This window comes from Streptococcus sp. HMSC072D07 (genome assembly GCF_001814835.1).
GTDB lineage: Bacteria > Bacillota > Bacilli > Lactobacillales > Streptococcaceae > Streptococcus.
Genome location: NZ_KV818036.1, coordinates 180,482 through 205,468, shown reverse-complemented (window position 1 = coordinate 205,468; position 24,987 = coordinate 180,482). Strand labels below are relative to the sequence as shown.

Here is a 24,987-nt window from a genome sequence, read left to right as displayed (position 1 = left end):
AGCATGTCGAAAACCGTAAAAGGAACTCTGTATACAGTAGTGGCAGGGATTGCTTGGGGCTTGTCTGGAACCAGTGGCCAATACCTGATGGCACACGGGATTTCTGCTTTAGTCTTGACCAATTTGCGACTTATCATTGCAGGCTTGGCACTGGTGTTCTTATCCTATACGACTTCAAAGGATAAATTCCTTTCTTTTTTAAAAGACAAAAAAAGTCTGCTATCTCTGTTGCTATTTGCAGTTTTTGGACTTTTCTTAAACCAGTTTGCCTATCTTTCTGCCATTCAGGAAACCAATGCTGGAACGGCGACAGTTCTCCAGTATGTATGCCCCGTTGGGATCTTGGTTTATACCTGTATGAAGGATAAGGTAGCTCCGACACTGGCTGAGATTATTTCGATTGGATTGGCTATAGGAGGAACTTTTCTGATCGCGACGCATGGGAAAGTCGACCAGTTGTCTGTCACACCCCTAGGTCTGTTCTGGGGCCTCTTTTCAGCCTTGACCTATGCCCTCTATATTATTCTTCCCATCGTTTTGATTAAGAAGTGGGGAAGTATGTTGGTGATTGGTGTCGGGATGGTTATTTCTGGTGTAGTGGCTCTTCCTTTCACAGGAGTCTTACAGGCCAGCATACCGACTAGCTTAGATTTTCTCTTTGCATTTGCTGGGATTATCATCATCGGAACGGTCTTTGCCTATACAGCTTTCCTAAAGGGAGCTAGTCTAATAGGACCAGTTAAGTCCAGTTTATTGGCTTCCATAGAGCCAATTTCAGCCGTTTTCTTTGCCTTTCTGATTATGAAGGAACAGTTTTATGAGATTGATTTTGTCGGTATGGCCATGGTTTTACTAGCCGTGACCATTATTTCATTGAAAGATTTACTGTTGGAAATAAAGAGTAAGTAATTAAAAAATCCACTCAATCGAGTGGATTTTGTGTATATAGATGATTAGTCTTTGTTTTCGTGTGGCAAGATCAAGTTCAAGATGATTCCTGTCATGGCTGATAGAGCAGTACCTGAAAGGGTTACTGGACCGAGTTTAAGGATTGCTCCACCAAGTCCAAGTACCAGCATAGCACTTGCAATGATGAGGTTACGCATTTGGCTGAAGTCAACGCGTTCCTTAATCAAAACTTTCAAACCATTGCTGGCGATAACTCCGTAGAGAAGGATGGACATGCCACCAAGCACAGCATTTGGAATGGTTGAAATCAAGGCAGTGAATTTACCTAGGAAGCTAAGAGCAATGGCGATAAAGGCTGCGTTACGGATAACAGAGACAGAAGCGATACGAGTCATCCCGATAACCCCTGTATTTTCTCCGTAGGTCGTATTAGCTGGTCCACCTAGGAAGGCTGATACAGATGTCGCGATACCGTCACCGAGAAGCGTACGGTGAAGTCCTGGTTCTTTCAGGAATTGACGGCCACAGATTTGGCTTAAAACTGTGTGGTCTCCGATGTGTTCTGAAATGGTTACAATAGCGATTGGCAAGATGGCGATTGTTTCAGGACCGAAGTACAAGTTGTACTCTTTAAAGGCTCCACCTGTACTAAATGGCAAGTAGAAACCAGGAATTTCAAACCAGTTGGCTTGAAGGACTGGGGAAAAGTCAACCAAACCAAGCATCATAGCGAAGATATACCCACCGATGATGGCAAAGAGGAAAGGAATGATACGAAGGAAACCTTTTCCTTTTGTATTGATAAAAGCGGCAATCAAGAACGTCACGACAGCTACAAGAGCATTCTTCCAGTTTCCGTCTGCTACAAGTCCAGCATTCGTTACAGCAGAACCAGCAAGACCAAGACCGATAACGATAATCATAGGTCCGATAATGATTGGGGGCAAGAGTTTATCAATCCATTTCGTACCTGCAAAACGAACACTTGCTGCTACAAGAACATAGACTAAACCAGTCAGGATAACTCCAGTTTGAGCAGCAGATACATCGCCCCCCATTTCTTTCATGGCTAGAGACATAGCCGTGATAAAGGCGAATGAAGAACCTAGGTAAACTGGAACCTTAAAACCAGTAGAAATCATGTAGATAAGTGTTCCAATACCGGAAGCAAAGAGAGCAACCGACACGGGCATTCCCAAAATTAAGGGAACGAGAATGGTTGCACCAAACATGGCAAATACGTGCTGGAAGCTGAGAAGAATACCTTTACCAGCAGAAGGACGTTGATCAACGTCTAGTAACAAGTCAACAGTTGATTCCTGTTTCATAAAAACCTCACTTTTGGGCACCAAAAAAGAGCCCATTATTTTGCAGCAATAGGCCCTCAGAGTAAGACTTTTTAAAAAATAGCTATCTTTTAAAAATTTATATAAATCTGCGCCTTCGTCACCTCACAGGATGACATTAAAAACCTTTGCTTGTGATAGTATAGCAGAAAAAAATGATTTTGTAAATCATTTTTTCCCGAGCCCGGAAATGCGAGAGCGAGGTATGATTTTGTAAATCATTTTTTCCCGAGTCAAGAAATAAGAGAGCGAGGTTGATTTTGTAAATTGTTTAAAGCGGGCGTTTATTGGGCATGCCAGCCTTTCTTGGGTACTTGTTAGGTGTTTCCTTTTTCTTTTCGACCACAGTGATATAACGCGGATCTCCATTTGGTAGGGCGTAGCTGAGATTATCCTCAACCTTGCTAAAGAGCAGATTGAGGGCATTCTTGGCTTCTAGCAATTCCTCGGGGGCATTGCTGGCCTTGAGTGCCAATAGTTTGCCACCAACTTTAAGGTAAGGAATTGTCAATTCAGACAAGACCTGCAAACGAGCAACCGCACGAGCCGTCACTATATCAAACTGAGCACGGAAGTTCTTGTCTTGGGCAAAGTCTTCTGCCCGTCCATGGTAGAAGTGAACACCATCCAAATCCAACTCCTGAGCCAAAAGCTGAAGGAAGTTGATGCGCTTATTTAGCGAATCAATGATGGTCACATCTAACTGAGGATAGAGGATTTTCATAGGAAGACTAGGAAATCCTGCTCCAGCTCCGATATCAAACTTCTTGATAGTTTCATTTGAAATCAAGCCTTGTAGGATGGGTGCAATCGAATCATAAAAGTGCTTAAGGTAGACTTCTTCTTTGTCAGTAATAGCGGTCAAATTAATCTTTTCATTCCACTCGACTAAGAGTTCAAAATAGCGTTCAAATTGATTCTTTTGCTGGTCAGAAAGTGGAAGATTTTGCTCAGCTAGTAGGCTGTAAAATGTTTCTGGTTTCATAGTAGTTTCCTTCTTTAGTATCATCTTATTTTACCATATTCATTAAAAATTTGATATACTAGTATTAATCTAAAAGCAGAAAGGAATAAGATTATGACTTGGATTATTCTTGGAGTTTTGGCTCTGATTGTTATTTTTGTGATTGTTAGCTATAACGGTTTGGTGAAAAATCGTATGCAAACCAAGGAGGCTTGGAGCCAGATCGATGTTCAGTTGAAGCGTCGTAATGATCTCCTCCCAAACTTGATTGAAACAGTCAAAGGCTATGCGAAATATGAAGGTTCTACCTTGGAAAAAGTGACAGAACTTCGAAGACAAGTAGCCGCAGCAACTTCACCAGCTGAAGCTATGAAGGCCAGTGATGCCCTTACCCGCCAGATTTCTGGTATCTTTGCAGTAGCAGAGAATTACCCAGACTTGAAAGCTAGTGCTAACTTTATCAAATTACAAGAAGAGTTGACCAATACTGAAAATAAAATTTCTTACTCACGCCAACTCTACAACAGTGTTGTCAGCAACTACAATGTAAAACTTGAAAGTTTCCCAAGCAACATCATCGCAGGACTATTTGGCTTTAAAGCTGCAGACTTCCTTCAAACACCTGAAGAGGAAAAGGCAGTTCCTAAAGTTGACTTTAGCGGATTAGGTGACTAAGATGTTGTTTGATCAAATTGCGAGCAATAAACGAAAAACCTGGATTTTGTTGCTGGTTTTCTTCCTACTCTTGGCCCTGGTTGGTTATGCCGTTGGCTATCTCTTCATGCGATCAGGTCTTGGGGGGATGATCATAGCCCTAATCATTGGTCTTGTCTATGCCTTAACCATGATCTTTCAATCAACAGAGATTGTTATGTCTATGAATGGGGCGCGTGAGGTTGATGAGCAAACGGCACCAGACCTCTACCATGTAGTGGAAGATATGGCCATGGTCGCTCAGATCCCCATGCCACGTGTTTTCATCATTGAGGATTCTTCTTTAAATGCCTTTGCGACAGGATCCAACCCGCAGAATGCGGCAGTTGCGGCTACTTCGGGTCTCCTAGCCATCATGAATCGTGAGGAGCTAGAAGCGGTCATGGGTCATGAAGTCAGTCATATCCGAAACTACGATATCCGCATTTCGACCATTGCTGTCGCCCTTGCCAGTGCCATTACCCTTCTATCTAGTATGGCAGGACGGATGATGTGGTGGGGTGGCGCTGGTCGCAGACGGAGTGATAATGATCGTGATGGAAATGGTTTGGAGATTATCATGCTTGTTATCTCTCTCTTAGCCATTGTTCTAGCACCTCTCGCAGCAACCTTGGTACAACTAGCCATTTCCCGTCAGAGGGAATTTCTGGCGGATGCATCTAGTGTAGAGCTGACTCGCAATCCTCAAGGGATGATCAATGCTTTGCGCAAGTTGGACAATAGCGAGCCAATGCATCACCATGTAGATGATGCCAGCAGCGCTCTGTATATCAATGATCCCAAGAAAGGTGGCGGACTCCAAAAACTATTTTACACCCACCCACCTATCTCAGAACGAATCGAACGCTTGAAACACATGTAAAAAAATCCAGAGGTCGTCTCTGGATTTTTGCTTTTAGTGTCTCGCTTTTAACTTGTTATCTCACCAAAAAATAGTATAATATATGTAATTCAATATAATTGAGGTGAATGATGTATAAGCGCTGGATGACGTTTTTCTTGATTTTGATTTTTATGCCAATTCATTTGAGTATAGCAGAGAAAATTATGCGAATAAATTCATTACCGCTATCCATCCTTTTTACGCTTGTTGAACTTGCAATATTTTTATATGTAGGAAAAAAGTATGACTTGTTTCACATTCGGAAAATCTACCTAAAAGATATTCTTAAATGTTTTCTTTCATACGCCTTGCTTTTCCTCTTTTATATTTTGGTCAATTTTTTAGGCCCTACCCAATCAGACACAACTCAAACTGTGCAAAGTTTATCACTTTCATGGTCTGTACTTTTTGTGGATCTCTGTGTTTTGGCACCTGTCACGGAAGAAATCTTTATGCGAGGTATGTTACAGGGGATAGTATTTAAGAATACATATTTTGGCTTGTTTGCCACGTCGCTTCTTTTTGCTTATCTGCATGGTCCCTATACTATTCCTAGCTTTATCAGCTATTTAGGTATGGGATTTGCATTTGGGGTAAGGTATAAGACTTCTGACAACCTATGGAATTCCATTCTTTTGCATGTCCTCAATAATCTGGTTGCATTTTGCTTTTTGTATATGAGATAATGATGCATTAGAATGCTTTGAGCTGTAAAATAGTAAAAAATGATTTCTAGCTTATATAATTTAAACAAAAGTCAGAGCATAATCTGTCACGTAAAAGACGCCAGAAGCGCTCTTTATATCAATGATCCCAAGAAAGACGTGTGTAAACAAAATCCAGAGATCGTCTCTGGATTTTTGCTATGTTCAACATTTATAAATCTTGTAAATCAACAACTTCCAAACCACGATCTGTCAAACGATAGATACTCGTACAGACCTCTTTTAAGAAGCGTCTGTCATGCGAAACAGTGATGAGACCGCCGGGATAAGAGGCAAATAGTTTTCTGATTTCAGGTTGAGAAGTGGGAGAAAAATTACGTGTAGGCTCATCCAGAAGGAGAAAGTTTGGTTTGCGCAACACTAAATCCAAAAGTAGGAGTTTACCTTGTTGACCGCCAGATAGGGAGCGGATTTGATGGTGCATCTCTGGATAGTTGAAATTGAGACTGGCTAGGTGAGATTGGATTTTCTGTAGTTCCTCTTTTTCCCCAGTTTGGCTGAGATAGGCTACTGGAGATAAATCCAATTGCAGTTTTTTATGGTAATCTTGTGGCATAAAACCAAGCGATATTTCTCTTTTAGCGCTGAGCAGTTGTTGCAATTTGGTTAACAGTGTTGATTTTCCAACACCATTTGGCCCGATGATACCGATTTTATCTTGGCCACGAACAGTTAGTTGTAACTCCTGAGCTAAAATGCGCTTGCCAATGGATAAATTTTCTTTTTCCAGTTGGACTAAGACTTTAGAAGCCGGTAATGGTTGGATGTCTGAAAAGAAAAGTTGGATTTGTTCCTCTTCAAGTGGCATTTGGGTCATGGACTGAGCTGCCTTTTCAAAGCGTTTTTCTTGAGAGAGAACAGTTTTCATCTTTTTAGCCAATAGGCGACCAGCAGTACTGTCTTTGGTAGCTCGAAGTGCAGTTTCTACATTTTGCTTAACGTGGCGATGTTTTTCCATGGTTTTGTCATAGGCTCTCTGGTCGTTAGCAGCTTGCTGACTTTGCCTTGCAAAACTAGCCTTTCTCTGCTCACTATAGCGATCATAGTCTAAATGCTCGACTAGCGTTTCCGCTTCTTTCCGATGCTTGACCAGCCGCAAGTGGACAATAGTATCAGCCGTTTGAGAAAGAAAGTCTTCATCATGGGAAATGAAAATAACAGTTTGCCTAATCTTGCGAATCTGCCTTTTTAGCCAATCAACTGTCTCAAGGTCTAGGTCATTTGAAGGTTCATCTAAAAATAGAATCTCAAAAGGTTTGGCTAACTCGTGAATGAGCTGAATTTTCAAAGCTTCGCCCCCTGATAGACTGCCAATTTCTTGGTCGCTAGCAAAACGGTCGCTATCAAAGTGCAACTCCTCCGCCAAGCGATAGAGAATACTGTAGTCTAAATCAGCAGAATCCAAAAAGAAGTAGTCATGTAGAGTCCTATTTTTTAGCTCCTCAGGTAACTTTTGAGGAATGTAGGCCAGTGATTGAAGGTCAGACTGGATGTCGCCCTTGATAGTAAAATCAGGTAATGCTTCCCCCGTTAAAGCTCGTAGTAAAGTCGATTTACCATTTCCTTCTTCACCAATAATAGCAACCTTTTCTCCGTCTTGGATAGTCATGGTTAGGTCAGATACAAGATCTCGTAGATCTTTGTTTTGCGTGATAGTTAGATGATTGATTTTTATCATATTGTTGCCCTTTCTAGAATGTCGATAGTGCATAACAAAAAGCTCTACTTTATCTAGTAGAGCCCAAAGTCACTGTCAAAACTCTATTATCCTCGTTGAAAAAACTCGTCAAACTAGCTTGGAGCTGCCTAACCCAACCCAAGAGGAGCATAGCTTTCTAGTTTTTTGATTTTCAATGAGGACAAGATACTAGAAAATCTAGTATGAAAAGAGCACACAAAAAGAGACAAAAACAAGATCTACTAAATAAAGATTCTTTATTTGATAGACTTAGTTGTTCATGTCTCCCTTACCTCCGAGTATTAGTACCTCTATCCTATACCTTTCAGGAAATTTTGTCAATAGAAAACAAGTGATTTCAAGCTCTAAAATCCAAAAACAGGTCCATAGAGAGTCAGTACGTGTTTGACATGTTCGTAGTGGAACTTGTCATAGTTGCGCCAAGCAGTACGAGCTTGATCGTTTAGTTTTAGGCTCCCTAGTCCAATCAGAAGACTGGTGCGTTGGTAAAATTTCTCAAGGTCGATTAAGATACTGTTGTCCAGCTTTTCTGCTTTTTTTAGTTCCTCAAGAGTGGTGTTCAGCAGCTCTTGCAGTCGAAGATCATCGGCTGTTCCTTGTTTGCAACTTTGGTAGCTTTTATCTAACTCGGAAAGGAGTTGGTAAGCTTCAGTGATGAGTATTTTGTCTTCCATATGAGCATCCTCCTTGCTCTGATGTATTCTTGCCTATAGTATAGCACTAATAGGAAAGTTTGTCATAGTAAATATGTTAAAAAATGAGATTTCAATCTCAAGGTTTGGGAGGCTGACTTGTAGCATTTTCATGGTATAATCAAGTGAGTACATCTTTATGGAGGAAATATGAAGTTAAACATTCAAGAAATTCGTAAGCAACCTGAAGGCCTACATTTTGAACAAGCTTTAGACCTGGCAGCAGACTTGCGTAAACGGAACCAAGAGATTTTAGATGTCAAAGATATCCTTGCAGTGGGGAAGGTACAGTACGAAGACCGTCTGTATTTCTTAGACTATCAGTTGTCATATACCATTGTCCTTGCTTCCAGCCGCAGTATGGAGCCAGTTGAGTTGGCTGAGTCTTATCCAGTCACAGAGGTCTTAATGGAAGGAGCGACCAACCAACTGGACCAGGAGGTTCTTGATGATGACTTGGTCTTGCCTATCGAAAATGGGGAAATCGACCTTGCTGAGAGCGTAGCAGATAATATCTTGCTCAATATCCCAATCAAGGTCTTGACGGCAGAAGAAGAGGCTGGCCAAGGGTTTGTGTCTGGAAATGACTGGCAAATCATGACTGAGGACGAATACCAAGCTCAACAAGCAGTCAAGAAAGAAGAAAACAGTCCATTTGCTGGCTTGCAAGGACTGTTTGATGGAGACGAGTAGATGGTTTTATCCAAGAAACGTGCCCGTCATGTCATTGAGGAAATTATTGCCCTTTTTCCAGATGCCAAACCAAGTCTAGATTTTCGCAATCATTTTGAACTCTTGGTTGCGGTGATGTTGTCAGCTCAGACGACAGATGCAGCGGTAAATAAGGCCACGCCAGGTCTCTTTGCTGCTTTTCCAACACCACAAGCCATGTCTGTCGCGACTGAAAGTGAAATTGCTTCACACATTTCTCGTCTGGGACTGTATCGAAATAAGGCCAAATTCCTTAAAAAATGTGCTCAACAATTACTAGATGATTTTGACGGGCAAGTACCTCAGACTCGAGAGGAATTAGAAAGTCTAGCGGGTGTTGGTCGTAAAACAGCAAATGTCGTCATGAGTGTGGGGTTTGGAATTCCTGCTTTTGCAGTGGATACTCATGTGGAGCGTATCTGTAAGCATCACGATATCGTTAAAAAATCAGCTACACCACTTGAAGTAGAAAAACGTGTCATGGATGTTCTGCCACCAGAAGAGTGGTTAGCAGCCCACCAGGCCATGATTTACTTTGGACGAGCTATCTGCCATCCCAAAAATCCAGAATGTAACCACTATCCCCAATTATATGATTTTAGCAATGTTTAAGGGGACTTTGAAAAAGTTTTTGCTTGATTTTAAGGGTGCTTTGTGCTATAGTAAATGGTAACTAAATAGTCCTTTAAACCTGTCCCGTGAGGCAGGCAAGGAGCGCGATAAAGTAGAAGGGTGAAGTCTATACTGTTTACAGTAGGGCTCGCTTGGCTATACATTTCAAGTCTCCTTGTAGAAGGAGACTTTTCTTTTTGGAGGTTTGTCATGAAGGCAAAAGAAGTTGTAGACGAATTGACCGTCAAACGCGCGATTACGCGAATTACTTACGAGATTATTGAGCGCAATAAAGATTTGAATAAAATTATCCTAGCTGGGATAAAAACGCGTGGTGTTTTCATCGCTCATCGTATCAAAGAACGCTTGGAGCAGTTGGAAAATATCACTGTTCCTGTTGTGGAATTAGACACCAAGCCTTTCCGTGATGATGTTAAAAGCGGAGAAGATACTTCTTTGATTTCTGTTGATGTGACAGACCGTGAAGTTATCTTGGTGGATGATGTACTCTATACAGGCCGTACCATCCGAGCTGCGATCGATAATATTGTTGGCCATGGTCGTCCTGCGCGCGTGAGTCTTGCGGTGCTAGTTGACCGTGGACATAGAGAATTGCCTATCCGTCCAGATTACGTTGGGAAAAATATCCCAACCAGTCGTTCTGAAGAAATCATCGTAGAGATGACAGAACTTGATGGCCAAGACAGAGTTCTGATTACTGAAGAAGCTTAGAAAGCTGAAGGAGTAGCCATGTCAGAAAATCAACAAGCATTGAACCATGTGGTTTCCATGGAAGACCTTACAGTTGATCAAGTGATGAAATTGATCAAACGAGGAATCGAGTTTAAAAACGGAGCCCAACTTCCCTACGAGAACAAACCTATCGTATCGAATCTCTTCTTTGAAGATTCTACACGGACACATAAGTCCTTTGAAGTGGCAGAGATTAAGCTAGGGTTGGAGCGACTGGACTTTGATGTGAAGACTAGCTCGGTCAATAAGGGTGAGACATTGTATGATACCATCTTGACCCTATCTGCTCTAGGAGTGGATGTCTGTGTGATTCGCCACCCAGAGGTCGACTATTACAGAGAGTTGATTGCAAGTCCGTCAATTACAACTTCTATTATCAATGGTGGTGATGGTTCGGGACAACATCCTAGCCAGAGCTTGCTTGATTTGATGACTATTTATGAGGAATTTGGTCACTTTGAGGGTCTCAAGGTTGCTATTGCAGGCGACTTGGACCACTCACGCGTTGCCAAATCCAATATGCAGATTTTGAAACGCTTGGGAGCTGAACTGTTCTTTGCAGGACCTGAGGAATGGAGAAGTCAAGAGTTTGCGGACTATGGACAGTTTGTAACTATTGATGAGATTGTTGATCAGGTGGATGTTTTGATGTTACTCCGAGTTCAACATGAACGCCATGATAGTGGAGCCGTTTTTTCAAAAGAAGACTACCATGCTCAACACGGTTTGAACCAAGAACGCTATAATCGCTTAAAAGAAACAGCAATCATTATGCATCCTGCTCCAGTGAATCGAGATGTGGAAATTGCTGACCACTTGGTTGAAGCACCAAAATCACGCATTGTCCAACAAATGACCAACGGTGTCTTTGTTCGAATGGCAATTTTAGAATCCGTATTGGCGAGTAGAAACGCCAACTAAAACACAAGACGTTAAAAGACGCCAGTGAGCGTCCACGAGAGGTGAAAATATGACAAAAAGACTTCTAGTATTAGAAGATGGCACAGTTTTTGAAGGAAAGGCCTTCGGAGCAGACATTGATGTAACAGGTGAGATCGTCTTTAACACAGGGATGACTGGCTACCAAGAATCCATTACAGACCAGTCTTATAATGGACAAATCTTGACCTTTACCTATCCTTTGGTGGGAAATTATGGAATTAACCGTGATGATTACGAATCCATCATTCCAACTTGTAAAGGAGTTGTCGTTTTCGAAGAGGCGCGTCGAGCTAGTAACTGGCGCAACCAAATGACCTTGGATGAATTTTTGATAGCTAAGAAAATTCCTGGTATTTCAGGGATTGATACGCGTGCCCTTACCAAGATTATCCGTAAGCACGGTACTATGCGTGCAACCTTGACTCACGTTGGGGACAGCATGGACCATGTGACGGATCAGCTCCAAGCAACAGTCTTGCCGACAGACAATATCAAGCAGGTTTCTACTAAAACTTCCTACCCAGCTCCTGGAGTTGGTTTGAGTGTGGTCTTAGTAGACTTTGGTCTCAAGCACTCCATCTTACGTGAACTTTCTAAGCGTAACTGTAACGTGACCGTCGTTCCGTATTCAACAACGGCAGAAGAAATTCTCCACCTCAATCCTGATGGAGTTATGTTGTCAAATGGTCCAGGTAACCCAGAAGACGTTCCAGAAGCACTGGACATGATTCGTGGTGTGCAAGGGAAAATTCCAATTTTCGGTATTTGTATGGGACACCAACTCTTTGCTATGGCAAACGGTGCTAAGACCTACAAGATGAAATTTGGTCACCGTGGATTTAACCACGCGGTACGTGAGATTGCAACAGGACGTGTAGACTTTACCAGCCAAAACCATGGTTATGCAGTCAGCCGTGAGGACTTACCAGAGCATTTGATCATTACCCACGAAGAAATCAATGATAAATCAGTTGAGGGTGTGCGTCACAGATACCAACCAGGTTTTTCTGTACAATTCCACCCAGATGCAGCTCCTGGTCCACACGACGCAAGCTACCTATTTGATGAATTTATCGAGATGATGGAAGCTTTTAAACAAGTAAACTAAGAACGAGTAAAAGCTCGTCGGAGAATTTATGTAACTGAACACGGACGGAAAGCTCGGAATTTAGAGAAACCAACTTGGATTGTCAATCCTTCCTTGGTTTCCTAAAATTCAATCGCTTTCTATTCGTCCTTTGTATCTTATTTAATGTCGCTCTGTGAGGCGACGAATAGAAAGGCAGGTCGTTTCTTTTAGTCGCTATCGGGCGAACTAAAAACTCCCTGCACTAGATTTTTTATCGAAAAATATCGTTTCTCTAAAAAATCGTCGGAGAATTTATTTAATGGCAACCTGAGAGTTGCCGAATAGAAAGGAGAAGGGTGGTCCGTATTTGCTGAACTGAATACAGGCTACGGACGGTGCTAAAAAGATAGTTATTCCTAGAACTGATAGTTCTTCGTCATAACTCCTATTTTAGCTTGGTCCGCTTGACGCCCTTAATATCTTATAAATGCCTAAACGTACTGATATTCAAAAAATTATGGTGATTGGTTCTGGTCCGATTATTATTGGTCAGGCTGCTGAGTTTGACTATGCTGGGACCCAGGCCTGCTTGTCTTTGAAAGAGGAAGGTTATGAGGTTGTCTTGGTAAACTCAAACCCTGCCACTATCATGACGGATAAGGAGATTGCTGACAAGGTTTACATCGAACCGATTACACTTGAGTTTGTGACGCGTATTCTCCGTAAGGAACGTCCAGATGCTTTGCTTCCAACTCTTGGAGGTCAGACAGGGCTCAATATGGCCATGGAATTGTCTAAAAACGGCATCCTAGATGAGCTTGGAGTAGAGCTTCTAGGTACTAAATTGTCTGCCATCGACCAAGCAGAGGACCGTGACCTCTTTAAACAATTGATGGAAGAGCTTGAGCAACCAATTCCAGAATCTGAAATTGTCAACACAGTGGAAGAAGCTGTTGCTTTTGCGGCATCAATCGGCTATCCAGTCATTGTCCGTCCAGCCTTTACCCTAGGTGGTACTGGTGGTGGTATGTGTGCCAACGAGGAAGAATTGCGTGAAATCGCTGAAAATGGGTTGAAATTGTCACCTGTTACCCAATGTTTGATTGAGCGTTCAATCGCAGGTTTCAAGGAAATCGAATACGAAGTCATGCGTGACTCAGCTGACAATGCCCTCGTTGTTTGTAACATGGAAAACTTTGACCCAGTGGGGATTCACACAGGGGATTCTATCGTATTTGCTCCTGCGCAAACCATGTCAGACTATGAAAACCAAATGCTTCGTGACGCGAGCTTGAGCATTATCCGCGCTCTCAAGATTGAAGGTGGGTGTAACGTTCAGCTGGCCCTTGATCCGCATAGCTTCAAGTACTATGTTATCGAAGTAAACCCTCGTGTATCGCGTTCGTCAGCCCTTGCTTCTAAGGCGACGGGTTATCCGATTGCTAAATTGGCAGCTAAGATTGCCGTCGGTTTGACCTTGGATGAGGTCATCAACCCAGTTACAGGTTCAACCTATGCTATGTTTGAACCAGCCCTTGACTACGTCGTTGCTAAGATTCCACGTTTCCCATTTGACAAGTTTGAAAAAGGTGAGCGTCGTCTTGGTACTCAGATGAAGGCGACTGGAGAAGTCATGGCCATCGGTCGGAACATTGAGGAGTCTCTTCTAAAAGCCTGTCGTTCACTTGAAATTGGGGTTCACCACAATGAAATGCCTGAACTGGCAACTGTTTCTGATGATGCCTTGATTGAAAAGGTTGTGAAAGCCCAAGATGACCGTCTCTTCTACGTATCAGAAGCCATTCGCCGTGGTTATACACCAGAAGAAATTGCTGAATTGACCAAGATTGATATCTTCTATCTGGATAAACTCTTGCACATCTTTGAAATTGAGCAAGAATTAGGTGCCCATCCACAAGATCTAGAAGTCTTGAAAACAGCTAAACTCAATGGATTTTCAGACCGCAAGATTGCGGAACTTTGGAAAACGACCGCTGAGCAAGTTCGCCAACTTCGCTTGGAAAACAAGATTGTCCCAGTTTACAAGATGGTTGATACTTGTGCGGCGGAGTTTGACTCTGAAACACCATACTTCTATTCAACCTATGGTTGGGAAAATGAATCTATCAAGTCTGATAAGGAATCCGTCCTAGTCCTAGGTTCAGGTCCAATCCGTATCGGTCAAGGGGTTGAGTTTGACTATGCAACTGTTCACTCGGTGAAGGCGATTCAGGCTGCTGGTTATGAAGCCATCATCATGAATTCAAACCCAGAGACCGTTTCAACAGACTTCTCGGTATCTGACAAGCTCTACTTTGAGCCATTAACATTCGAAGATGTCATGAATGTTATCGATTTGGAGCAACCAAAAGGCGTTATCGTTCAGTTCGGTGGTCAAACAGCCATCAACCTTGCGGAGCCTTTGGCAAAAGCAGGTGTGACCATCCTTGGTACGCAAGTCGCTGACCTAGACCGTGCCGAAGATCGTGACCTCTTTGAACAAGCCCTTAAAGACTTGGATATTCCACAGCCACCAGGTCAAACAGCTACCAATGAAGAAGAAGCTGTGCTTGCTGCTCGCAAGATTGGTTTCCCAGTTCTCGTTCGTCCATCTTATGTCTTGGGTGGACGTGCTATGGAAATCGTCGAAAACGAAAAAGACCTTCGTTCTTACATGCGTACCGCTGTTAAGGCTAGTCCAGACCATCCAGTCCTTGTCGATTCTTACATCGTTGGGCAAGAGTGTGAAGTCGATGCCATCTCAGACGGGGAAAATGTTCTCATCCCTGGTATCATGGAACATATCGAACGTGCCGGTGTCCACTCAGGTGACTCAATGGCCGTTTACCCACCACAAACCTTGTCGCAAAAGGTGCAGGAAACCATCGCAGACTATACCAAACGTCTAGCAATTGGCCTTAACTGTCTTGGAATGATGAACATCCAGTTTGTCATCAAGGATGAAAAAGTATACGTTATTGAGGTCAATCCACGTGCCAGCCGTACGGTTCCATTCCTTTCTAAGGTAACTAATATTCCTATGGCTCAGGTAGCGACCAAGCTCATTCTTGGGCAAAGTCTTGAAGAACTTGGCTATCAAGATGGACTCTATCCAGAAAGCACTCGCGTTCATATCAAGGCGCCAGTCTTCTCCTTTACGAAACTAGCTAAGGTAGACAGCTTGCTCGGTCCTGAAATGAAGTCAACAGGGGAAGTTATGGGTTCTGATACTACTCTTGAAAAAGCTTTGTACAAGGCCTTTGAAGCTTCTTACCTGCACTTGCCAACCTTTGGTAACGTTGTATTTACCATCGCTGATGATGCCAAAGATGAAGCCTTGGACTTGGCTCGTCGTTTCCAAAATATCGGTTATGGTATCCTTGCGACAGAAGGGACAGCAGCATTCTTTGCCAGTCATGGACTTCAAGCCCAACCTGTTGGTAAGATTGGTGATGACGATCAGGATATCCCAAGCTTTGTTCGCAAAGGGAAAATCCAAGCAATCATCAATACTGTCGGAACAAAACGAACTGCTGACGAAGATGGTGAGCAAATCCGCCGTTCAGCCATTGAACACGGTGTGCCACTCTTTACAGCTCTAGATACAGCTAATGCCATGCTCAAGGTGCTAGAAAGCCGTAGTTTTGTCACAGAAGCAATCTAGTTGAGACAGAATTTTCACAGTTTTAAAGCCAGCGTTAGAAAACGCTGGCTTTTGCAATACAGAAATTGCTTATTTCAACCATCATTCTTTCCTGAAGAATCGTTCTAAATTGTGATATAATAAGGTAGAATTGGAAATGGAAAACTATTTTCATTATATTTTCAAAATTTCCATTAAGAAAATAGGTAAAGACAGATTAGAAAGTGTAAAATTCCGATGTCTTCTTACAAAAAAGTCTCTCTTTCTGAGATCAACCAATCTATTGAAACTCCTAATAACAATCATTTTTGGCAAAATCTAAAAGCTTTTTTAGGACCTGGAGCCCTTGTAGCAGTTGGTTATATGGATCCTGGAAACTGGATTACCAGCGTGGTTGGTGGTGCATCCTACAAATATAGTCTCTTATTTGTTATTTTGATTTCATCCATCATTGCCATGCAACTACAACAGATGGCTGGAAAGCTCGGTATCGTAACTAAGATGGATCTAGCACAGGCAACTGCACATCATGCTCCCAAATGGCTTCGCTATAGTTTATGGGTGATTTTAGAATTAGCTTTAATGGCGACCGACTTAGCCGAGGTTTTAGGCTCAGCGATTGCCTTAAATCTTTTATTTAAAATACCGATTATGGTCGCTATCCTCTTAACCGTTTTAGATGTATTTCTTTTGTTGTTGTTAATGAAATTTGGCTTCAAAAAAATTGAAGCCATTGTTACGACCCTTATTTTAACCATACTAGCCATCTTTACCTATCTGGTGGCTTTATCTAATCCGAGTATTCAGGGTATCTTTGGTGGTTATTTACCGACTCCAACATTATTTGAAACACCATTACCAGGTCATGAAAGCCAATTGACCTTGGCTCTAGGAATTGTAGGAGCGACAGTCATGCCCCATAATCTCTATCTCCATTCCTCTCTATCCCAAACAAGGAAAATCAATCACAAAGATAAGAAGGATGTTCGAAAAGCCGTGCGTTTTATGACCTGGGATTCAAATCTTCAGTTGTCCCTAGCCTTTATTGTCAATTCCTTGCTTCTCATTTTAGGGGCATCTCTCTTTTTTGGTCATGCATCTGAAATTTCAGCTTTCTCTCAAATGTACAATGCTTTACAGGATTCGACAATAGCAGGAGCGATAGCCAGCTCAACTCTGTCAACTTTATTTGCCCTAGCCCTCTTAGCAAGTGGCCAGAATTCGACCATTACAGGTACCTTAACAGGACAGATTGTCATGGAAGGCTTCTTACATCTGAAATTGCCTCAGTGGATTATCCGTATCGGTACCCGGATTTTTGCCTTGCTTCCTGTGATTATTGTTGCCGTCTTGTTTGGACATCAAGAAAAAACCTTGGATCAGTTATTGGTCTATTCACAAGTTTTTCTGTCAATTGCTCTTCCGTTTTCAATCTTCCCCTTAATCTATCTGACCTCTAAGAAGTCACTGATGGGAGAATTCACCAATGCCAAGTGGAACACCATCCTAGGTTACGCAGTTTCAATCATCTTGACCATTCTCAATATCAAGCTTCTTTTCGATATTTTTTAACCTCGTTTGAAATCAATTATAGTGTCAGCGTGAAGGTTGATAAAGAGAAAGTGGTAGTGGTTGGTTCATAAAAAGAAGTACAAAAAAAGAACAGTGGTAACTGTTCTTTTTTATCATTATTTGAGACCGTATTTTTTGTTGAAACGATCCACGCGTCCATCTGCTTGAGTGAACTTTTGACGTCCAGTGTAGAATGGGTGTGAGTCTGATGAAATTTCCACACGGATCAATGGGTAAGTTTCGCCTTCGAACTCAACAGTTTCGTTAGAGCGTTTTGTTGAACCGCTAAGGAATTTGTAACCAGTAGTTGTGTCCATGAAGACAACTGGGCGATATTCTGGATGGATATCTTTTTTCATTTTGCAATATTTCCTTTCTGCCATGGTCTCTTTGCGAGCCATAGATTGTTACCATACTAGTCTATCAGATTCTGATAAGTTTGGCAAGTCTTTTCCCTGATTTTATTAAAAATCTTGATAAAAAATCACTCCAGTGTTTACTGGAGTGAGGGTAGAAGAATGATTAGTTCTCTTAATTTGGAGCTTTTTCTTCTTGTTGATTTTTTACTTCTGTTTCTTTTACTGGTTCTGTGTTTTCTTCTGCTGATTTAGCTTCTTTTTCAGATTCAGTAATTTCTGTTTCTGTTGATTCTGTTACAGTTTCAGCTTCAGCCTCTGTTTCTGTTGGTTCAGCTACTGGATCAGCTTCTGTTTTTGTTTCAGATTCAGATTCAGTAGTTTCTTCTTTTACTGGTTCTGCGTTTTCTGCTGCTGATTCAGCCTCTATATTAGCTGGTTCCTTAGCTTCTTCTTTTTGCTCAGTTTCCTCTTTAGCAGTCTCTGTTTTCTCAGCAGTAGTTTCTTCTTTTTTACGTTCTTGAGATTCTTTTTTGATTTCTTCGACCGCAGTTTTAACGGTAGAGCTTGTTACACGTCCGACAGTTTGAGCAAAATCTTTACCAGACTCGGCTAATTCAGTAAATGATTCTTTTGTAATTTTACCACCTGACATTGCCAAGAGACCAGTTACAACTAGTGCAATGCTAGCAAGAATGGCTAAAATCAAACCAAAGCCGATTGAAATGCCATATCCACCAAAATTAGACATGTACTTATTTACATTAAAGAGACTATTTAGTGTGACAAGAGTTGCAATTGCACCCGCAACAATGACACCAATTGAGAACCCTTTAGGCATTGCTTTATTCATATTATTCAAGCAAGCAAGAACAATAGACACAATAGCCGCGATAATGACAAACCAACCATCACCTTGGTAACCATTCACGCTATAGGACCCAAAAGAACCTGCATTTAAACTAGCCCATGGCAAGAGTGAACCAAGAATGGCTACTCCAGCAGAAATGAGAATATACAAACGATTTTTTTCCATTATTAAATCTCCTTTTATTCAGTTTGATTTATTATACCATAAACTGAGGTACAAAGAAACCGTATATTTTAAGAATATAGCATATAAAAGGCCAAGAAAATTCTTTCTTAGCCTTGGTGGATCTGTAGAACCTCTTTCAGCTCTTTATATATTTGTTCGTTTTCTTCTAGACTATAGGAATTGGCACCACTGGCTAATGGATGCCCTCCCCCGTCGTGTCGTTTGGCTATCTCATTGATAGGGGTGATTTTGCTGCGCATTCGAACACGGAAGTGGCCATCAGCTTGCTCAACAAAGATAGCCCAAGCCTTAACAGTATCAATTCGACCAGGTGCCCCAACAATCGCTGCTGTTTCAGCATCCGTAACCTTATATTTTTCCAAGATGTCTTGAGTAAGCAGAACGCGTGCAGCCCCATTCTCATCAACTTCTAAGTGATCATAAACATACCCTTGCAATTTTGCAATCTTGAAGCTCATGGTATCCATTTGACGAGACAGTCCAGTAAAGTCAAAATCAATTTCTCGGAGCTGGCCAGCTATTCTAAAGGTACGGGCACTAGTTGAAGGGTAGAGAAAACGCCCAGTGTCTCCAACAATTCCTGCATAGAGAAGTCTTGCCGCTTCACTAGACAAAGTTAGCTGATTTTCTTGAGCAAATAATGCAATCATCTCACTGGCGCTGCTTGAACTTGTATCCACCCAAGATAGGTCACCATAGATATCATCATTTGGATGGTGATCGATTTTGATGGTGAAATCAGCTTGTTCGTAGCGTTTATCATCGATACGAGGACGATTCGCTGTATCACAAATAATAGCAAGAGCTCCTTGGTAGTCACTGTCTTGGACAGTATCCATTTCCGCCATCCAGGTTAGAGTTGGTTCGTTATAACCGACTGCTTTGATGGTCTTTTCTGGAAAATGGTGAGTGAGAAGAGCTTTCAAGCCCACTTGGCTCCCTAAGGCATCTGGATCTGGTTTCATATGACGATGAATGATAATGGTATCGTATTCTTTGATTTTCTCTAAAATTTGCTGGCAAATTTCCATAAATAACCTCAATTCTTTCTCATTTCATTGTAGCACAAGAATTTTTATTTTTAAAATGAAAAAGATATGATATAATGGAGAAAGATAAATTGAGGAGGACGATATGGCATTAGCAAAAATTGTATTTGCCAGTATGACCGGTAATACCGAAGAAATTGCAGATATTGTAGCAGATAAATTGCGTGACTTGGGCTTGGATGTCGATGTGGATGAATGTACGACTGTTGACGCTTCAGACTTCTTGGAGGCGGACATCGCAATCGTTGCGACCTATACTTACGGTGATGGAGAATTGCCAGATGAGATGATGGACTTCTACGAAGACCTAGCAGATCTCAACTTGAATGGCAAAATCTACGGAGTAGTCGGTTCAGGAGATACCTTCTACGACGAATTTTGTAAAGCTGTTGATGACTTTGATCGTGTTTTTGTAGCGACAGGAGCAGAAAAAGGTTCAGAGTGTGTTAAAGTGGACCTCTCTGCCGAAGAAGAAGACATCGAACGTTTGGAACAATTCGCAGAAGAATTGGCTGCAAAAGTAGGATAAGAATCAAACTGCACTGACTGGAAGAAGTTAGTGCGTTTTTTTATTAGTTATTTTGGGATTTTACTAGCCTATTTGGTGGCTTTTTGATACAATAATTCAAATAAAGGAGGAGACTGTATGAACTTAGATATTATTCGGCAAGAAATTGATCAAATTGACAATCAAATCGTCAAGCTCCTAGAAGAACGAATGCACTTGGTTGAGGGTGTAGTTGCCTATAAGAAAGCCTCAGGAAAACCTGTTTTAGATACTAAGAGAGAAGCAGTTATTTTTGAAAAGGTTAGAAGTCGTGTAGAGGATAAGCGCTATCAGGAGACTATTGTTGCGACTTTTTCAGATATTCTCAAACGTTCGCGTGATTATCAGGATCAAAACATTAAATGAAAAAAGAACAATTTTATCCGCTAGGGATTTTTCTGGCTGCCATGGTGGGAGGCCTTATCCGCTATCTCATTTCCACTTGGTTACCAGCTAGCCCAGACTTTCCTTGGGGAACCCTTCTCGTCAACTATCTGGGAATATTCTGCCTGGTCTATCTGGTAAAAGGCTATCTGGCCCATAAGGGAACTAGTAAAGGCTTGGTTTTGGCGCTGGGGACGGGTTTTTGCGGAGGTTTAACAACCTTTTCTAGTCTACTCTTGGATGCTATGAAATTGCTCGATACTGGGCGTTATCTTAGCTTAGTCATCTATCTGCTTTTGAGTATTGGAGGAGGTCTGCTCTTGGCTTATGTTCTAGGGAGGAAGAAATGGTAATCGTTTATCTTGCAATCGCCTGCGGGTTCGGAGCCCTGGTGCGTTATTTCTTTTCCCGCTATAATCAAGCTTCAAAATTACCTCTAGGAACTCTCATAGCCAATCTTCTAGGATGTTTTTTGATCGGCCTACTCTACAATCATGTGGAGTCCAAGGAAATCTATGCCATCCTAGCGACAGGTTTTTGTGGAGGGTTAACGACCTTTTCAACCTTGAATGATGAGCTACAAAGACTGTTAAGTGACAAGAAGGTGTTTTATATCTATTTTCTCTTAACTTACATAGGCGGTTTTCTAGCGATTTTTTTAGGAATTCTGCTATAAATTTCTTTACTTTTAGATGGAAATTTGGTAAACTGTATCTTGTGTGTAATGGACGCACAAAAATACAGTTTATCCGCTGAGGAAGGTTCCTCAAGATTGACAAAGATAGGAGAATAAAATGAATCCATTAATCCAAAGCTTGACTGAAGGTCAACTTCGTACAGATATCCCATCATTCCGTCCTGGTGACACTGTTCGTGTACACGCGAAAGTTGTCGAAGGAAACCGTGAACGTATCCAGATTTTTGAAGGTGTTGTTATTGCACGTAAAGGTGCTGGCATCTCAGAAAACTACACAGTTCGTAAAATCTCTAACGGTGTAGGTGTTGAGCGTATCTTCCCAATCCACACTCCACGTGTTGAAAAGATCGAAGTTGTTCGTTACGGTAAAGTACGTCGTGCGAAATTGTACTACTTGCGTGCTCTTCAAGGTAAAGCAGCTCGTATCAAAGAAATCCGTCGTTAATTCGACTAAAAAACTCTGCTCATCCAGCAGAGTTTTTCTCTAGCTCCCTTAGTTCAATGGATATAACAACTCCCTCCTAAGGAGTAGTTGCAGGTTCGATTCCTGCAGGGGGCAGTAAACTAGAAACAAAACACTGGATAACCAGTGTTTTTTCTTTGACCAATTTTTAAACATTTAATATGATATCCATGGTGTGGTATAATAGGAGAAAGTATAAGTGCTTATTTGAAGGGGAATTTCAGTATAAGGATTTAGTTTTCTGAGAAAAATAATGATGTTTGAGTAAAGAAGGAAATGGAATGAAAATTTCTGGGACAAGTGGTAACGTTACTTTTGACTATGAAAATGGCTATGTTCTAAAAGCAGAGGGAGAGTTGTTGACCGATGGAAGTTTTACTGTATATAGGTCAAGCATACAGAATTGGGAGCCACCATACAACCATATTCGTATCACACAGAACGAGATAGATAAACTTGTCGAGGAAGTGGATTCCATGATAACTGAGAAAACAATACAGATCGAATTTATCTGAGTTAGAGTAGGAGAAGAATGATGAAAATCGATTACAGTGAACGGATGGTCACATGGGAGTGGGATGGTTGTGTAATAAAGATAGAACTACTAGATATCATTCATGCGGAATATCATAAAGATGAAAACATGGTGATGGTCTATAGTGGAGAAAACTTTGTAAGCAAAATCATTTTCTACTTTAGTTTGGAAGGAAAATTGTTAGGGCAACAAAATCTACTAGAAGGAACCCTAGATTGGAATCATAATGGGAAGCATCAGGTTATTTTTCAACATTTACATCATCTTCGCTTTAGCCCTAAATATCAGCGTATCTTCAGTATATTTCGCTCATCAAGCGATTTTGACGTTCCATCAGAACTAGTGGTTTATAATTTAGAAGGTGAGAAAATCGACAAAATTGAATCTCCTGCAGGATTTACTATGCTATATATTTCTAAGATAAGTAAGAAGAAACTGAGAATTGTATGCGAGGCTCTTAAAGAGGATTGTTTTGATAAATCTGGTCGAAGTGATTTCTATTTTGATGTGGATTTAGAAACTAGAAAATGGATAAAAGATGGTCCAGCTTACTAAAGAATAATAAACGAAATCTGAATTTTATGATATTTTGGTTGATAGATAAACTTGCATTAGGAGATATAAAATGAAACCAACAAAACTACAATGGGAAGATGTTATTCAGTTCGAAGAAGTTGAAGGATATGGGAAATCCATCTGGAAAAATGAGGATAAATATTATTTGGTTTTAGAAGAAGGAACCGTGGCTTCTTGGTTAGCGGTTTATGAATTACCAAATGAATTATTTGCCTTACTAGAGAGTGGGGAGAGAACACCACTAGAAGTATCTTGGAAGATTCGGAACGATTGCTGGCCACCGACGGAAGAAGAAAAGAAAGCTAGTGAGAAACGATTTATAGAAGAGAGTCCTACATCATTAATTGATTTACCTGAAACTAGAGAGTCATTTACTCAGGAAGAGCTTGAAAGATTAATTCCAATTGCTGAGCAAATGTGGATTGACTGGAGAGGCAAACTTCCAGATGATTATGTATCGCCACTTAAGTAAAGTAGGGATATAATGAAACCCCATGAGCCAGCTGGAAAAATTCAATCAAAAATATCAAAAGAATCAAGGGTTTTCCATTATTGAGTGAAAGTGATGGGAGTTGTAACTCTGTATAGATGAACTGTAAGTTGGGACAAATATTATGAATGAGAATTTAAAGTTTGATTTGTTAAAACAAGATGTAGAAAAAGAAATTAGAGAAAAAGGCTTTGAAAATCTTTATTATGCTTTGTTTGATGAGCATAGTAGTCAACTTTGGGCTATCCATCTATTCTATCGAGATGGGAAATTTATGGTAAATAGTCGGGACGACCGGACCTATATAATGGGGAAAACAAGGGAGTTTGAGAATTTTGAAGAGGCAAAGCAATTATTTCTTAATTTAATGGAGTCTTTTATCGAAATGAACAGATATTTTGTACAGAATGGAGATTCACCCTACTACTCATGTAGTTTGTGGGATAAATAAGGAGATCAAGCAAAGATGAGAGACGAAGTCAAAGAACGTTTAGAACTGCTGTCAGCCATTCATGATTTAGGCTACGAGAGTTTGAGATATTCCATCTTTAATGAACATAGACCTTCTGAGTGGGAAACTAGGATAGATTATAATCCAGAATTGGAATTGTATGAAGTTTACTCAACGATGGACCGAGCAAGTACAGGAAGTATTTTTAAGTTTAAAACATTTGAAGAAGCAAAAGAAAAATTTATCCATAATCTAAAGTTAACAGTTTTTCAAAATAAAACTTCCGTTGAAAATGGAGAAGTTCCTGAATACTCCTCTCCATTATGGGAGAAAATCGATGATTGATATTGAGAACATGAGATGTATAGTTGAGCAAGAGATTAAAAAACATCATTTCGAGAGCTTACATTATGTTTTATTTGACGAAACTAAACGTCTTCCCTGGGCATTTCATCTTTATCAGAAAAATGGAAAATTTTATGTTGAAAGACGAGATGACCGATCATATGTGATGGGAAATGCGGTAGAATTTGATAATTTTCAAGATGCAAAACTAGCTTTTTTGGAACGATTAGAACATTTTGTAGAATCGACTAAGAAAGGACTTAAAGTTGGATTTTCTCCATATTACTCCTCCCCACTTTGGGACAATGAAAAGACGGATTGATTGTTAATTGCAGGAGATAATGAATGAAAAATTTAGATAAAGAAAAGCAAGACCTGTTGTCAGCCATTCATGATTTAGGTTACGAGAGTTTGAGGTATTCTATCTTTAACGAATATGGTCCTAGGGAATGGGAAGTGGTAATCGAATATGACGATTTTAAGCAAGTCTACAATGTCTATGCTACCATGGATAGAGCAAGTTATAATAAAAAATTGGAATTTGATAATTTTGAAGCTGCTAAAAATAAATTTCTAGAAAAACTAGATCTTACTGTAGAAATAAATAAACTTTTTGTAGAAAATGGGGAATCCCCTGAATACTCCTCCCCATTATGGGATAAAATCGAAGCTAAAATTGAGAATATGAAATGTATAGTTGAACACGAAATTAAAAAACGTCATTTTGAGAGCTTACATTATGTTCTATTTGACGAAACGAAGCAGCTTCCTTGGGCATTTCATCTTTATCAGAAAAATGGAAA

Annotated in this window: 30 protein-coding genes and 1 tRNA gene; 24 read left to right on the top strand and 7 right to left on the bottom strand. The window is 40.8% G+C overall.

Annotation, left to right across the window (positions count from 1 at the left end):
• The first annotated feature begins 3 nt into the window (after positions 1-3).
• Positions 4-909: a DMT family transporter gene (locus HMPREF2991_RS01825; RefSeq protein WP_070683314.1), complete on the top strand. Its 906-nt coding sequence runs from the start codon at positions 4-6 to the stop codon at positions 907-909.
• A gap of 44 nt (positions 910-953) precedes the next feature.
• On the opposite strand, the gene HMPREF2991_RS01820 is transcribed toward HMPREF2991_RS01825, so the two are convergent.
• Complete coding sequence (locus HMPREF2991_RS01820; protein ID WP_070683312.1) at positions 954-2,237, bottom strand: uracil-xanthine permease family protein; 1,284 nt, start codon at positions 2,235-2,237, stop codon at positions 954-956.
• Positions 2,238-2,526: 289 nt separating this feature from the next.
• Complete coding sequence (rsmG, locus tag HMPREF2991_RS01815) at positions 2,527-3,240, bottom strand: 16S rRNA (guanine(527)-N(7))-methyltransferase RsmG (protein WP_070683310.1); 714 nt, start codon at positions 3,238-3,240, stop codon at positions 2,527-2,529.
• Between the two features lie 93 nt (positions 3,241-3,333).
• Between rsmG and HMPREF2991_RS01810 the strand changes: the two genes are divergently transcribed.
• The 3 genes from HMPREF2991_RS01810 (at position 3,334) to HMPREF2991_RS01800 (ending at position 5,502) form a co-directional block, all read left to right on the top strand.
• Entirely contained in the window at positions 3,334-3,894 is a 561-nt protein-coding gene (locus HMPREF2991_RS01810) for a LemA family protein (protein ID WP_000219838.1), read from the top strand.
• A 1-nt stretch (position 3,895) separates the two neighbouring features.
• Positions 3,896-4,795, top strand: a complete 900-nt coding sequence (htpX, locus tag HMPREF2991_RS01805) for a zinc metalloprotease HtpX (protein WP_049506037.1) — start codon at positions 3,896-3,898, stop codon at positions 4,793-4,795.
• A gap of 107 nt (positions 4,796-4,902) precedes the next feature.
• A complete protein-coding gene (locus HMPREF2991_RS01800) occupies positions 4,903-5,502 on the top strand; it encodes a CPBP family intramembrane glutamic endopeptidase (protein WP_223341666.1) in 600 nt (199 codons plus the stop codon).
• A gap of 190 nt (positions 5,503-5,692) precedes the next feature.
• Here HMPREF2991_RS01800 and HMPREF2991_RS01795 read toward each other — a convergent pair whose 3' ends face one another.
• Together HMPREF2991_RS01795 and HMPREF2991_RS01790 are read right to left on the bottom strand one after the other, a co-directional pair.
• Positions 5,693-7,252 (bottom strand): ATP-binding cassette domain-containing protein, encoded by a 1,560-nt coding sequence (locus HMPREF2991_RS01795; RefSeq protein ID WP_070683308.1) that lies wholly within the window; start codon positions 7,250-7,252, stop codon positions 5,693-5,695.
• 332 nt (positions 7,253-7,584) lie between these two features.
• Positions 7,585-7,914 (bottom strand): helicase BlpT, encoded by a 330-nt coding sequence (locus tag HMPREF2991_RS01790; protein ID WP_070568925.1) that lies wholly within the window; start codon positions 7,912-7,914, stop codon positions 7,585-7,587.
• Between the two features lie 168 nt (positions 7,915-8,082).
• Here HMPREF2991_RS01790 and HMPREF2991_RS01785 point away from each other — a divergent pair, with 168 nt between their 5' ends.
• The 7 genes from HMPREF2991_RS01785 to HMPREF2991_RS01755 all read left to right on the top strand — a co-directional run bounded on the left by HMPREF2991_RS01785 (position 8,083) and on the right by HMPREF2991_RS01755 (position 17,234).
• Positions 8,083-8,625: a YceD family protein gene (locus HMPREF2991_RS01785; RefSeq protein WP_070568922.1), complete on the top strand. Its 543-nt coding sequence runs from the start codon at positions 8,083-8,085 to the stop codon at positions 8,623-8,625.
• A complete protein-coding gene (gene nth / locus HMPREF2991_RS01780) occupies positions 8,626-9,255 on the top strand; it encodes an endonuclease III (protein WP_070568919.1) in 630 nt (209 codons plus the stop codon).
• 210 nt (positions 9,256-9,465) lie between these two features.
• On the top strand, positions 9,466-9,987 hold the full coding sequence (gene pyrR, locus HMPREF2991_RS01775) for a bifunctional pyr operon transcriptional regulator/uracil phosphoribosyltransferase PyrR (protein ID WP_049485335.1): 522 nt from the start codon (positions 9,466-9,468) through the stop codon (positions 9,985-9,987).
• A gap of 18 nt (positions 9,988-10,005) precedes the next feature.
• A complete protein-coding gene (locus HMPREF2991_RS01770; protein ID WP_001293853.1) occupies positions 10,006-10,929 on the top strand; it encodes an aspartate carbamoyltransferase catalytic subunit in 924 nt (307 codons plus the stop codon).
• A gap of 49 nt (positions 10,930-10,978) precedes the next feature.
• On the top strand, positions 10,979-12,058 hold the full coding sequence (locus tag HMPREF2991_RS01765; RefSeq protein WP_070568915.1) for a carbamoyl phosphate synthase small subunit: 1,080 nt from the start codon (positions 10,979-10,981) through the stop codon (positions 12,056-12,058).
• Between the two features lie 448 nt (positions 12,059-12,506).
• Positions 12,507-15,683: a carbamoyl-phosphate synthase large subunit gene (gene carB / locus HMPREF2991_RS01760; RefSeq protein ID WP_070568911.1), complete on the top strand. Its 3,177-nt coding sequence runs from the start codon at positions 12,507-12,509 to the stop codon at positions 15,681-15,683.
• A 216-nt stretch (positions 15,684-15,899) separates the two neighbouring features.
• Positions 15,900-17,234, top strand: a complete 1,335-nt coding sequence (locus HMPREF2991_RS01755) for an Nramp family divalent metal transporter (RefSeq protein WP_070568907.1) — start codon at positions 15,900-15,902, stop codon at positions 17,232-17,234.
• Between the two features lie 116 nt (positions 17,235-17,350).
• On the opposite strand, the gene HMPREF2991_RS01750 is transcribed toward HMPREF2991_RS01755, so the two are convergent.
• From HMPREF2991_RS01750 to HMPREF2991_RS01740, 3 genes are all read right to left on the bottom strand, one after another.
• Complete coding sequence (locus HMPREF2991_RS01750) at positions 17,351-17,593, bottom strand: type B 50S ribosomal protein L31 (RefSeq protein ID WP_000710762.1); 243 nt, start codon at positions 17,591-17,593, stop codon at positions 17,351-17,353.
• Between the two features lie 172 nt (positions 17,594-17,765).
• Positions 17,766-18,626 (bottom strand): lantibiotic ABC transporter permease, encoded by an 861-nt coding sequence (locus HMPREF2991_RS01745; RefSeq protein ID WP_070683307.1) that lies wholly within the window; start codon positions 18,624-18,626, stop codon positions 17,766-17,768.
• A 107-nt stretch (positions 18,627-18,733) separates the two neighbouring features.
• On the bottom strand, positions 18,734-19,678 hold the full coding sequence (locus tag HMPREF2991_RS01740) for a DHH family phosphoesterase (protein WP_070683306.1): 945 nt from the start codon (positions 19,676-19,678) through the stop codon (positions 18,734-18,736).
• A gap of 103 nt (positions 19,679-19,781) precedes the next feature.
• Here HMPREF2991_RS01740 and HMPREF2991_RS01735 point away from each other — a divergent pair, with 103 nt between their 5' ends.
• The 13 genes from HMPREF2991_RS01735 to HMPREF2991_RS01675 form a co-directional block, all read left to right on the top strand.
• The gene (locus HMPREF2991_RS01735) at positions 19,782-20,225 is read left to right on the top strand and encodes a flavodoxin (protein WP_001162125.1); all 444 of its coding nucleotides are present in this window, start codon (positions 19,782-19,784) and stop codon (positions 20,223-20,225) included.
• A 117-nt stretch (positions 20,226-20,342) separates the two neighbouring features.
• A complete protein-coding gene (locus tag HMPREF2991_RS01730) occupies positions 20,343-20,609 on the top strand; it encodes a chorismate mutase (RefSeq protein ID WP_001046958.1) in 267 nt (88 codons plus the stop codon).
• Positions 20,606-20,980: a fluoride efflux transporter CrcB gene (gene crcB / locus HMPREF2991_RS01725; RefSeq protein ID WP_070683305.1), complete on the top strand. Its 375-nt coding sequence runs from the start codon at positions 20,606-20,608 to the stop codon at positions 20,978-20,980. The genes HMPREF2991_RS01730 and crcB (HMPREF2991_RS01725) overlap by 4 nt, the downstream gene beginning before the upstream one ends.
• On the top strand, positions 20,974-21,303 hold the full coding sequence (gene crcB / locus HMPREF2991_RS01720) for a fluoride efflux transporter CrcB (protein ID WP_049490230.1): 330 nt from the start codon (positions 20,974-20,976) through the stop codon (positions 21,301-21,303). Before crcB (HMPREF2991_RS01725) ends, crcB (HMPREF2991_RS01720) begins: the two co-directional genes overlap by 7 nt.
• A gap of 118 nt (positions 21,304-21,421) precedes the next feature.
• Positions 21,422-21,769 (top strand): 50S ribosomal protein L19, encoded by a 348-nt coding sequence (rplS, locus tag HMPREF2991_RS01715; RefSeq protein WP_001068669.1) that lies wholly within the window; start codon positions 21,422-21,424, stop codon positions 21,767-21,769.
• 42 nt (positions 21,770-21,811) lie between these two features.
• A tRNA-Arg gene (locus HMPREF2991_RS01710) sits at positions 21,812-21,883 on the top strand.
• Between the two features lie 185 nt (positions 21,884-22,068).
• On the top strand, positions 22,069-22,302 hold the full coding sequence (locus tag HMPREF2991_RS01705) for an Imm74 family immunity protein (RefSeq protein WP_070683304.1): 234 nt from the start codon (positions 22,069-22,071) through the stop codon (positions 22,300-22,302).
• Positions 22,303-22,322: 20 nt separating this feature from the next.
• Complete coding sequence (locus HMPREF2991_RS01700) at positions 22,323-22,877, top strand: hypothetical protein (RefSeq protein WP_070683303.1); 555 nt, start codon at positions 22,323-22,325, stop codon at positions 22,875-22,877.
• Between the two features lie 70 nt (positions 22,878-22,947).
• Positions 22,948-23,370, top strand: coding sequence for a hypothetical protein (locus HMPREF2991_RS01695; RefSeq protein WP_070683302.1), 423 nt, complete (start codon positions 22,948-22,950; stop codon positions 23,368-23,370).
• 142 nt (positions 23,371-23,512) lie between these two features.
• A complete protein-coding gene (locus HMPREF2991_RS01690) occupies positions 23,513-23,839 on the top strand; it encodes an Imm59 family immunity protein (RefSeq protein ID WP_070683301.1) in 327 nt (108 codons plus the stop codon).
• A 15-nt stretch (positions 23,840-23,854) separates the two neighbouring features.
• Positions 23,855-24,184 (top strand): Imm59 family immunity protein, encoded by a 330-nt coding sequence (locus HMPREF2991_RS01685; protein ID WP_070683300.1) that lies wholly within the window; start codon positions 23,855-23,857, stop codon positions 24,182-24,184.
• A complete protein-coding gene (locus HMPREF2991_RS01680) occupies positions 24,177-24,506 on the top strand; it encodes an Imm59 family immunity protein (RefSeq protein WP_257371837.1) in 330 nt (109 codons plus the stop codon). Before HMPREF2991_RS01685 ends, HMPREF2991_RS01680 begins: the two co-directional genes overlap by 8 nt.
• Before the next feature lie 23 nt (positions 24,507-24,529).
• Positions 24,530-24,987: Imm59 family immunity protein (locus HMPREF2991_RS01675; protein WP_083312755.1), on the top strand; the 458-nt coding region annotated here is incomplete at its 3' end.

Coding starts and splice junctions, on each gene's coding strand:
- HMPREF2991_RS01825 (WP_070683314.1), top strand. CDS start 4: ATGTCGAAAACCGTAAAAGGAACTCTGTATACAGTAGTGGCAGGGATT.
- HMPREF2991_RS01820 (WP_070683312.1), bottom strand. CDS start 2,237: ATGAAACAGGAATCAACTGTTGACTTGTTACTAGACGTTGATCAACGT.
- rsmG (WP_070683310.1), bottom strand. CDS start 3,240: ATGAAACCAGAAACATTTTACAGCCTACTAGCTGAGCAAAATCTTCCA.
- HMPREF2991_RS01810 (WP_000219838.1), top strand. CDS start 3,334: ATGACTTGGATTATTCTTGGAGTTTTGGCTCTGATTGTTATTTTTGTG.
- htpX (WP_049506037.1), top strand. CDS start 3,896: ATGTTGTTTGATCAAATTGCGAGCAATAAACGAAAAACCTGGATTTTG.
- HMPREF2991_RS01800 (WP_223341666.1), top strand. CDS start 4,903: ATGATGTATAAGCGCTGGATGACGTTTTTCTTGATTTTGATTTTTATG.
- HMPREF2991_RS01795 (WP_070683308.1), bottom strand. CDS start 7,252: ATGCACTATCGACATTCTAGAAAGGGCAACAATATGATAAAAATCAAT.
- HMPREF2991_RS01790 (WP_070568925.1), bottom strand. CDS start 7,914: ATGGAAGACAAAATACTCATCACTGAAGCTTACCAACTCCTTTCCGAG.
- HMPREF2991_RS01785 (WP_070568922.1), top strand. CDS start 8,083: ATGAAGTTAAACATTCAAGAAATTCGTAAGCAACCTGAAGGCCTACAT.
- nth (WP_070568919.1), top strand. CDS start 8,626: ATGGTTTTATCCAAGAAACGTGCCCGTCATGTCATTGAGGAAATTATT.
- pyrR (WP_049485335.1), top strand. CDS start 9,466: ATGAAGGCAAAAGAAGTTGTAGACGAATTGACCGTCAAACGCGCGATT.
- HMPREF2991_RS01770 (WP_001293853.1), top strand. CDS start 10,006: ATGTCAGAAAATCAACAAGCATTGAACCATGTGGTTTCCATGGAAGAC.
- HMPREF2991_RS01765 (WP_070568915.1), top strand. CDS start 10,979: ATGACAAAAAGACTTCTAGTATTAGAAGATGGCACAGTTTTTGAAGGA.
- carB (WP_070568911.1), top strand. CDS start 12,507: ATGCCTAAACGTACTGATATTCAAAAAATTATGGTGATTGGTTCTGGT.
- HMPREF2991_RS01755 (WP_070568907.1), top strand. CDS start 15,900: ATGTCTTCTTACAAAAAAGTCTCTCTTTCTGAGATCAACCAATCTATT.
- HMPREF2991_RS01750 (WP_000710762.1), bottom strand. CDS start 17,593: ATGAAAAAAGATATCCATCCAGAATATCGCCCAGTTGTCTTCATGGAC.
- HMPREF2991_RS01745 (WP_070683307.1), bottom strand. CDS start 18,626: ATGGAAAAAAATCGTTTGTATATTCTCATTTCTGCTGGAGTAGCCATT.
- HMPREF2991_RS01740 (WP_070683306.1), bottom strand. CDS start 19,678: ATGGAAATTTGCCAGCAAATTTTAGAGAAAATCAAAGAATACGATACC.
- HMPREF2991_RS01735 (WP_001162125.1), top strand. CDS start 19,782: ATGGCATTAGCAAAAATTGTATTTGCCAGTATGACCGGTAATACCGAA.
- HMPREF2991_RS01730 (WP_001046958.1), top strand. CDS start 20,343: ATGAACTTAGATATTATTCGGCAAGAAATTGATCAAATTGACAATCAA.
- crcB (WP_070683305.1), top strand. CDS start 20,606: ATGAAAAAAGAACAATTTTATCCGCTAGGGATTTTTCTGGCTGCCATG.
- crcB (WP_049490230.1), top strand. CDS start 20,974: ATGGTAATCGTTTATCTTGCAATCGCCTGCGGGTTCGGAGCCCTGGTG.
- rplS (WP_001068669.1), top strand. CDS start 21,422: ATGAATCCATTAATCCAAAGCTTGACTGAAGGTCAACTTCGTACAGAT.
- HMPREF2991_RS01705 (WP_070683304.1), top strand. CDS start 22,069: ATGAAAATTTCTGGGACAAGTGGTAACGTTACTTTTGACTATGAAAAT.
- HMPREF2991_RS01700 (WP_070683303.1), top strand. CDS start 22,323: ATGAAAATCGATTACAGTGAACGGATGGTCACATGGGAGTGGGATGGT.
- HMPREF2991_RS01695 (WP_070683302.1), top strand. CDS start 22,948: ATGAAACCAACAAAACTACAATGGGAAGATGTTATTCAGTTCGAAGAA.
- HMPREF2991_RS01690 (WP_070683301.1), top strand. CDS start 23,513: ATGAATGAGAATTTAAAGTTTGATTTGTTAAAACAAGATGTAGAAAAA.
- HMPREF2991_RS01685 (WP_070683300.1), top strand. CDS start 23,855: ATGAGAGACGAAGTCAAAGAACGTTTAGAACTGCTGTCAGCCATTCAT.
- HMPREF2991_RS01680 (WP_257371837.1), top strand. CDS start 24,177: ATGATTGATATTGAGAACATGAGATGTATAGTTGAGCAAGAGATTAAA.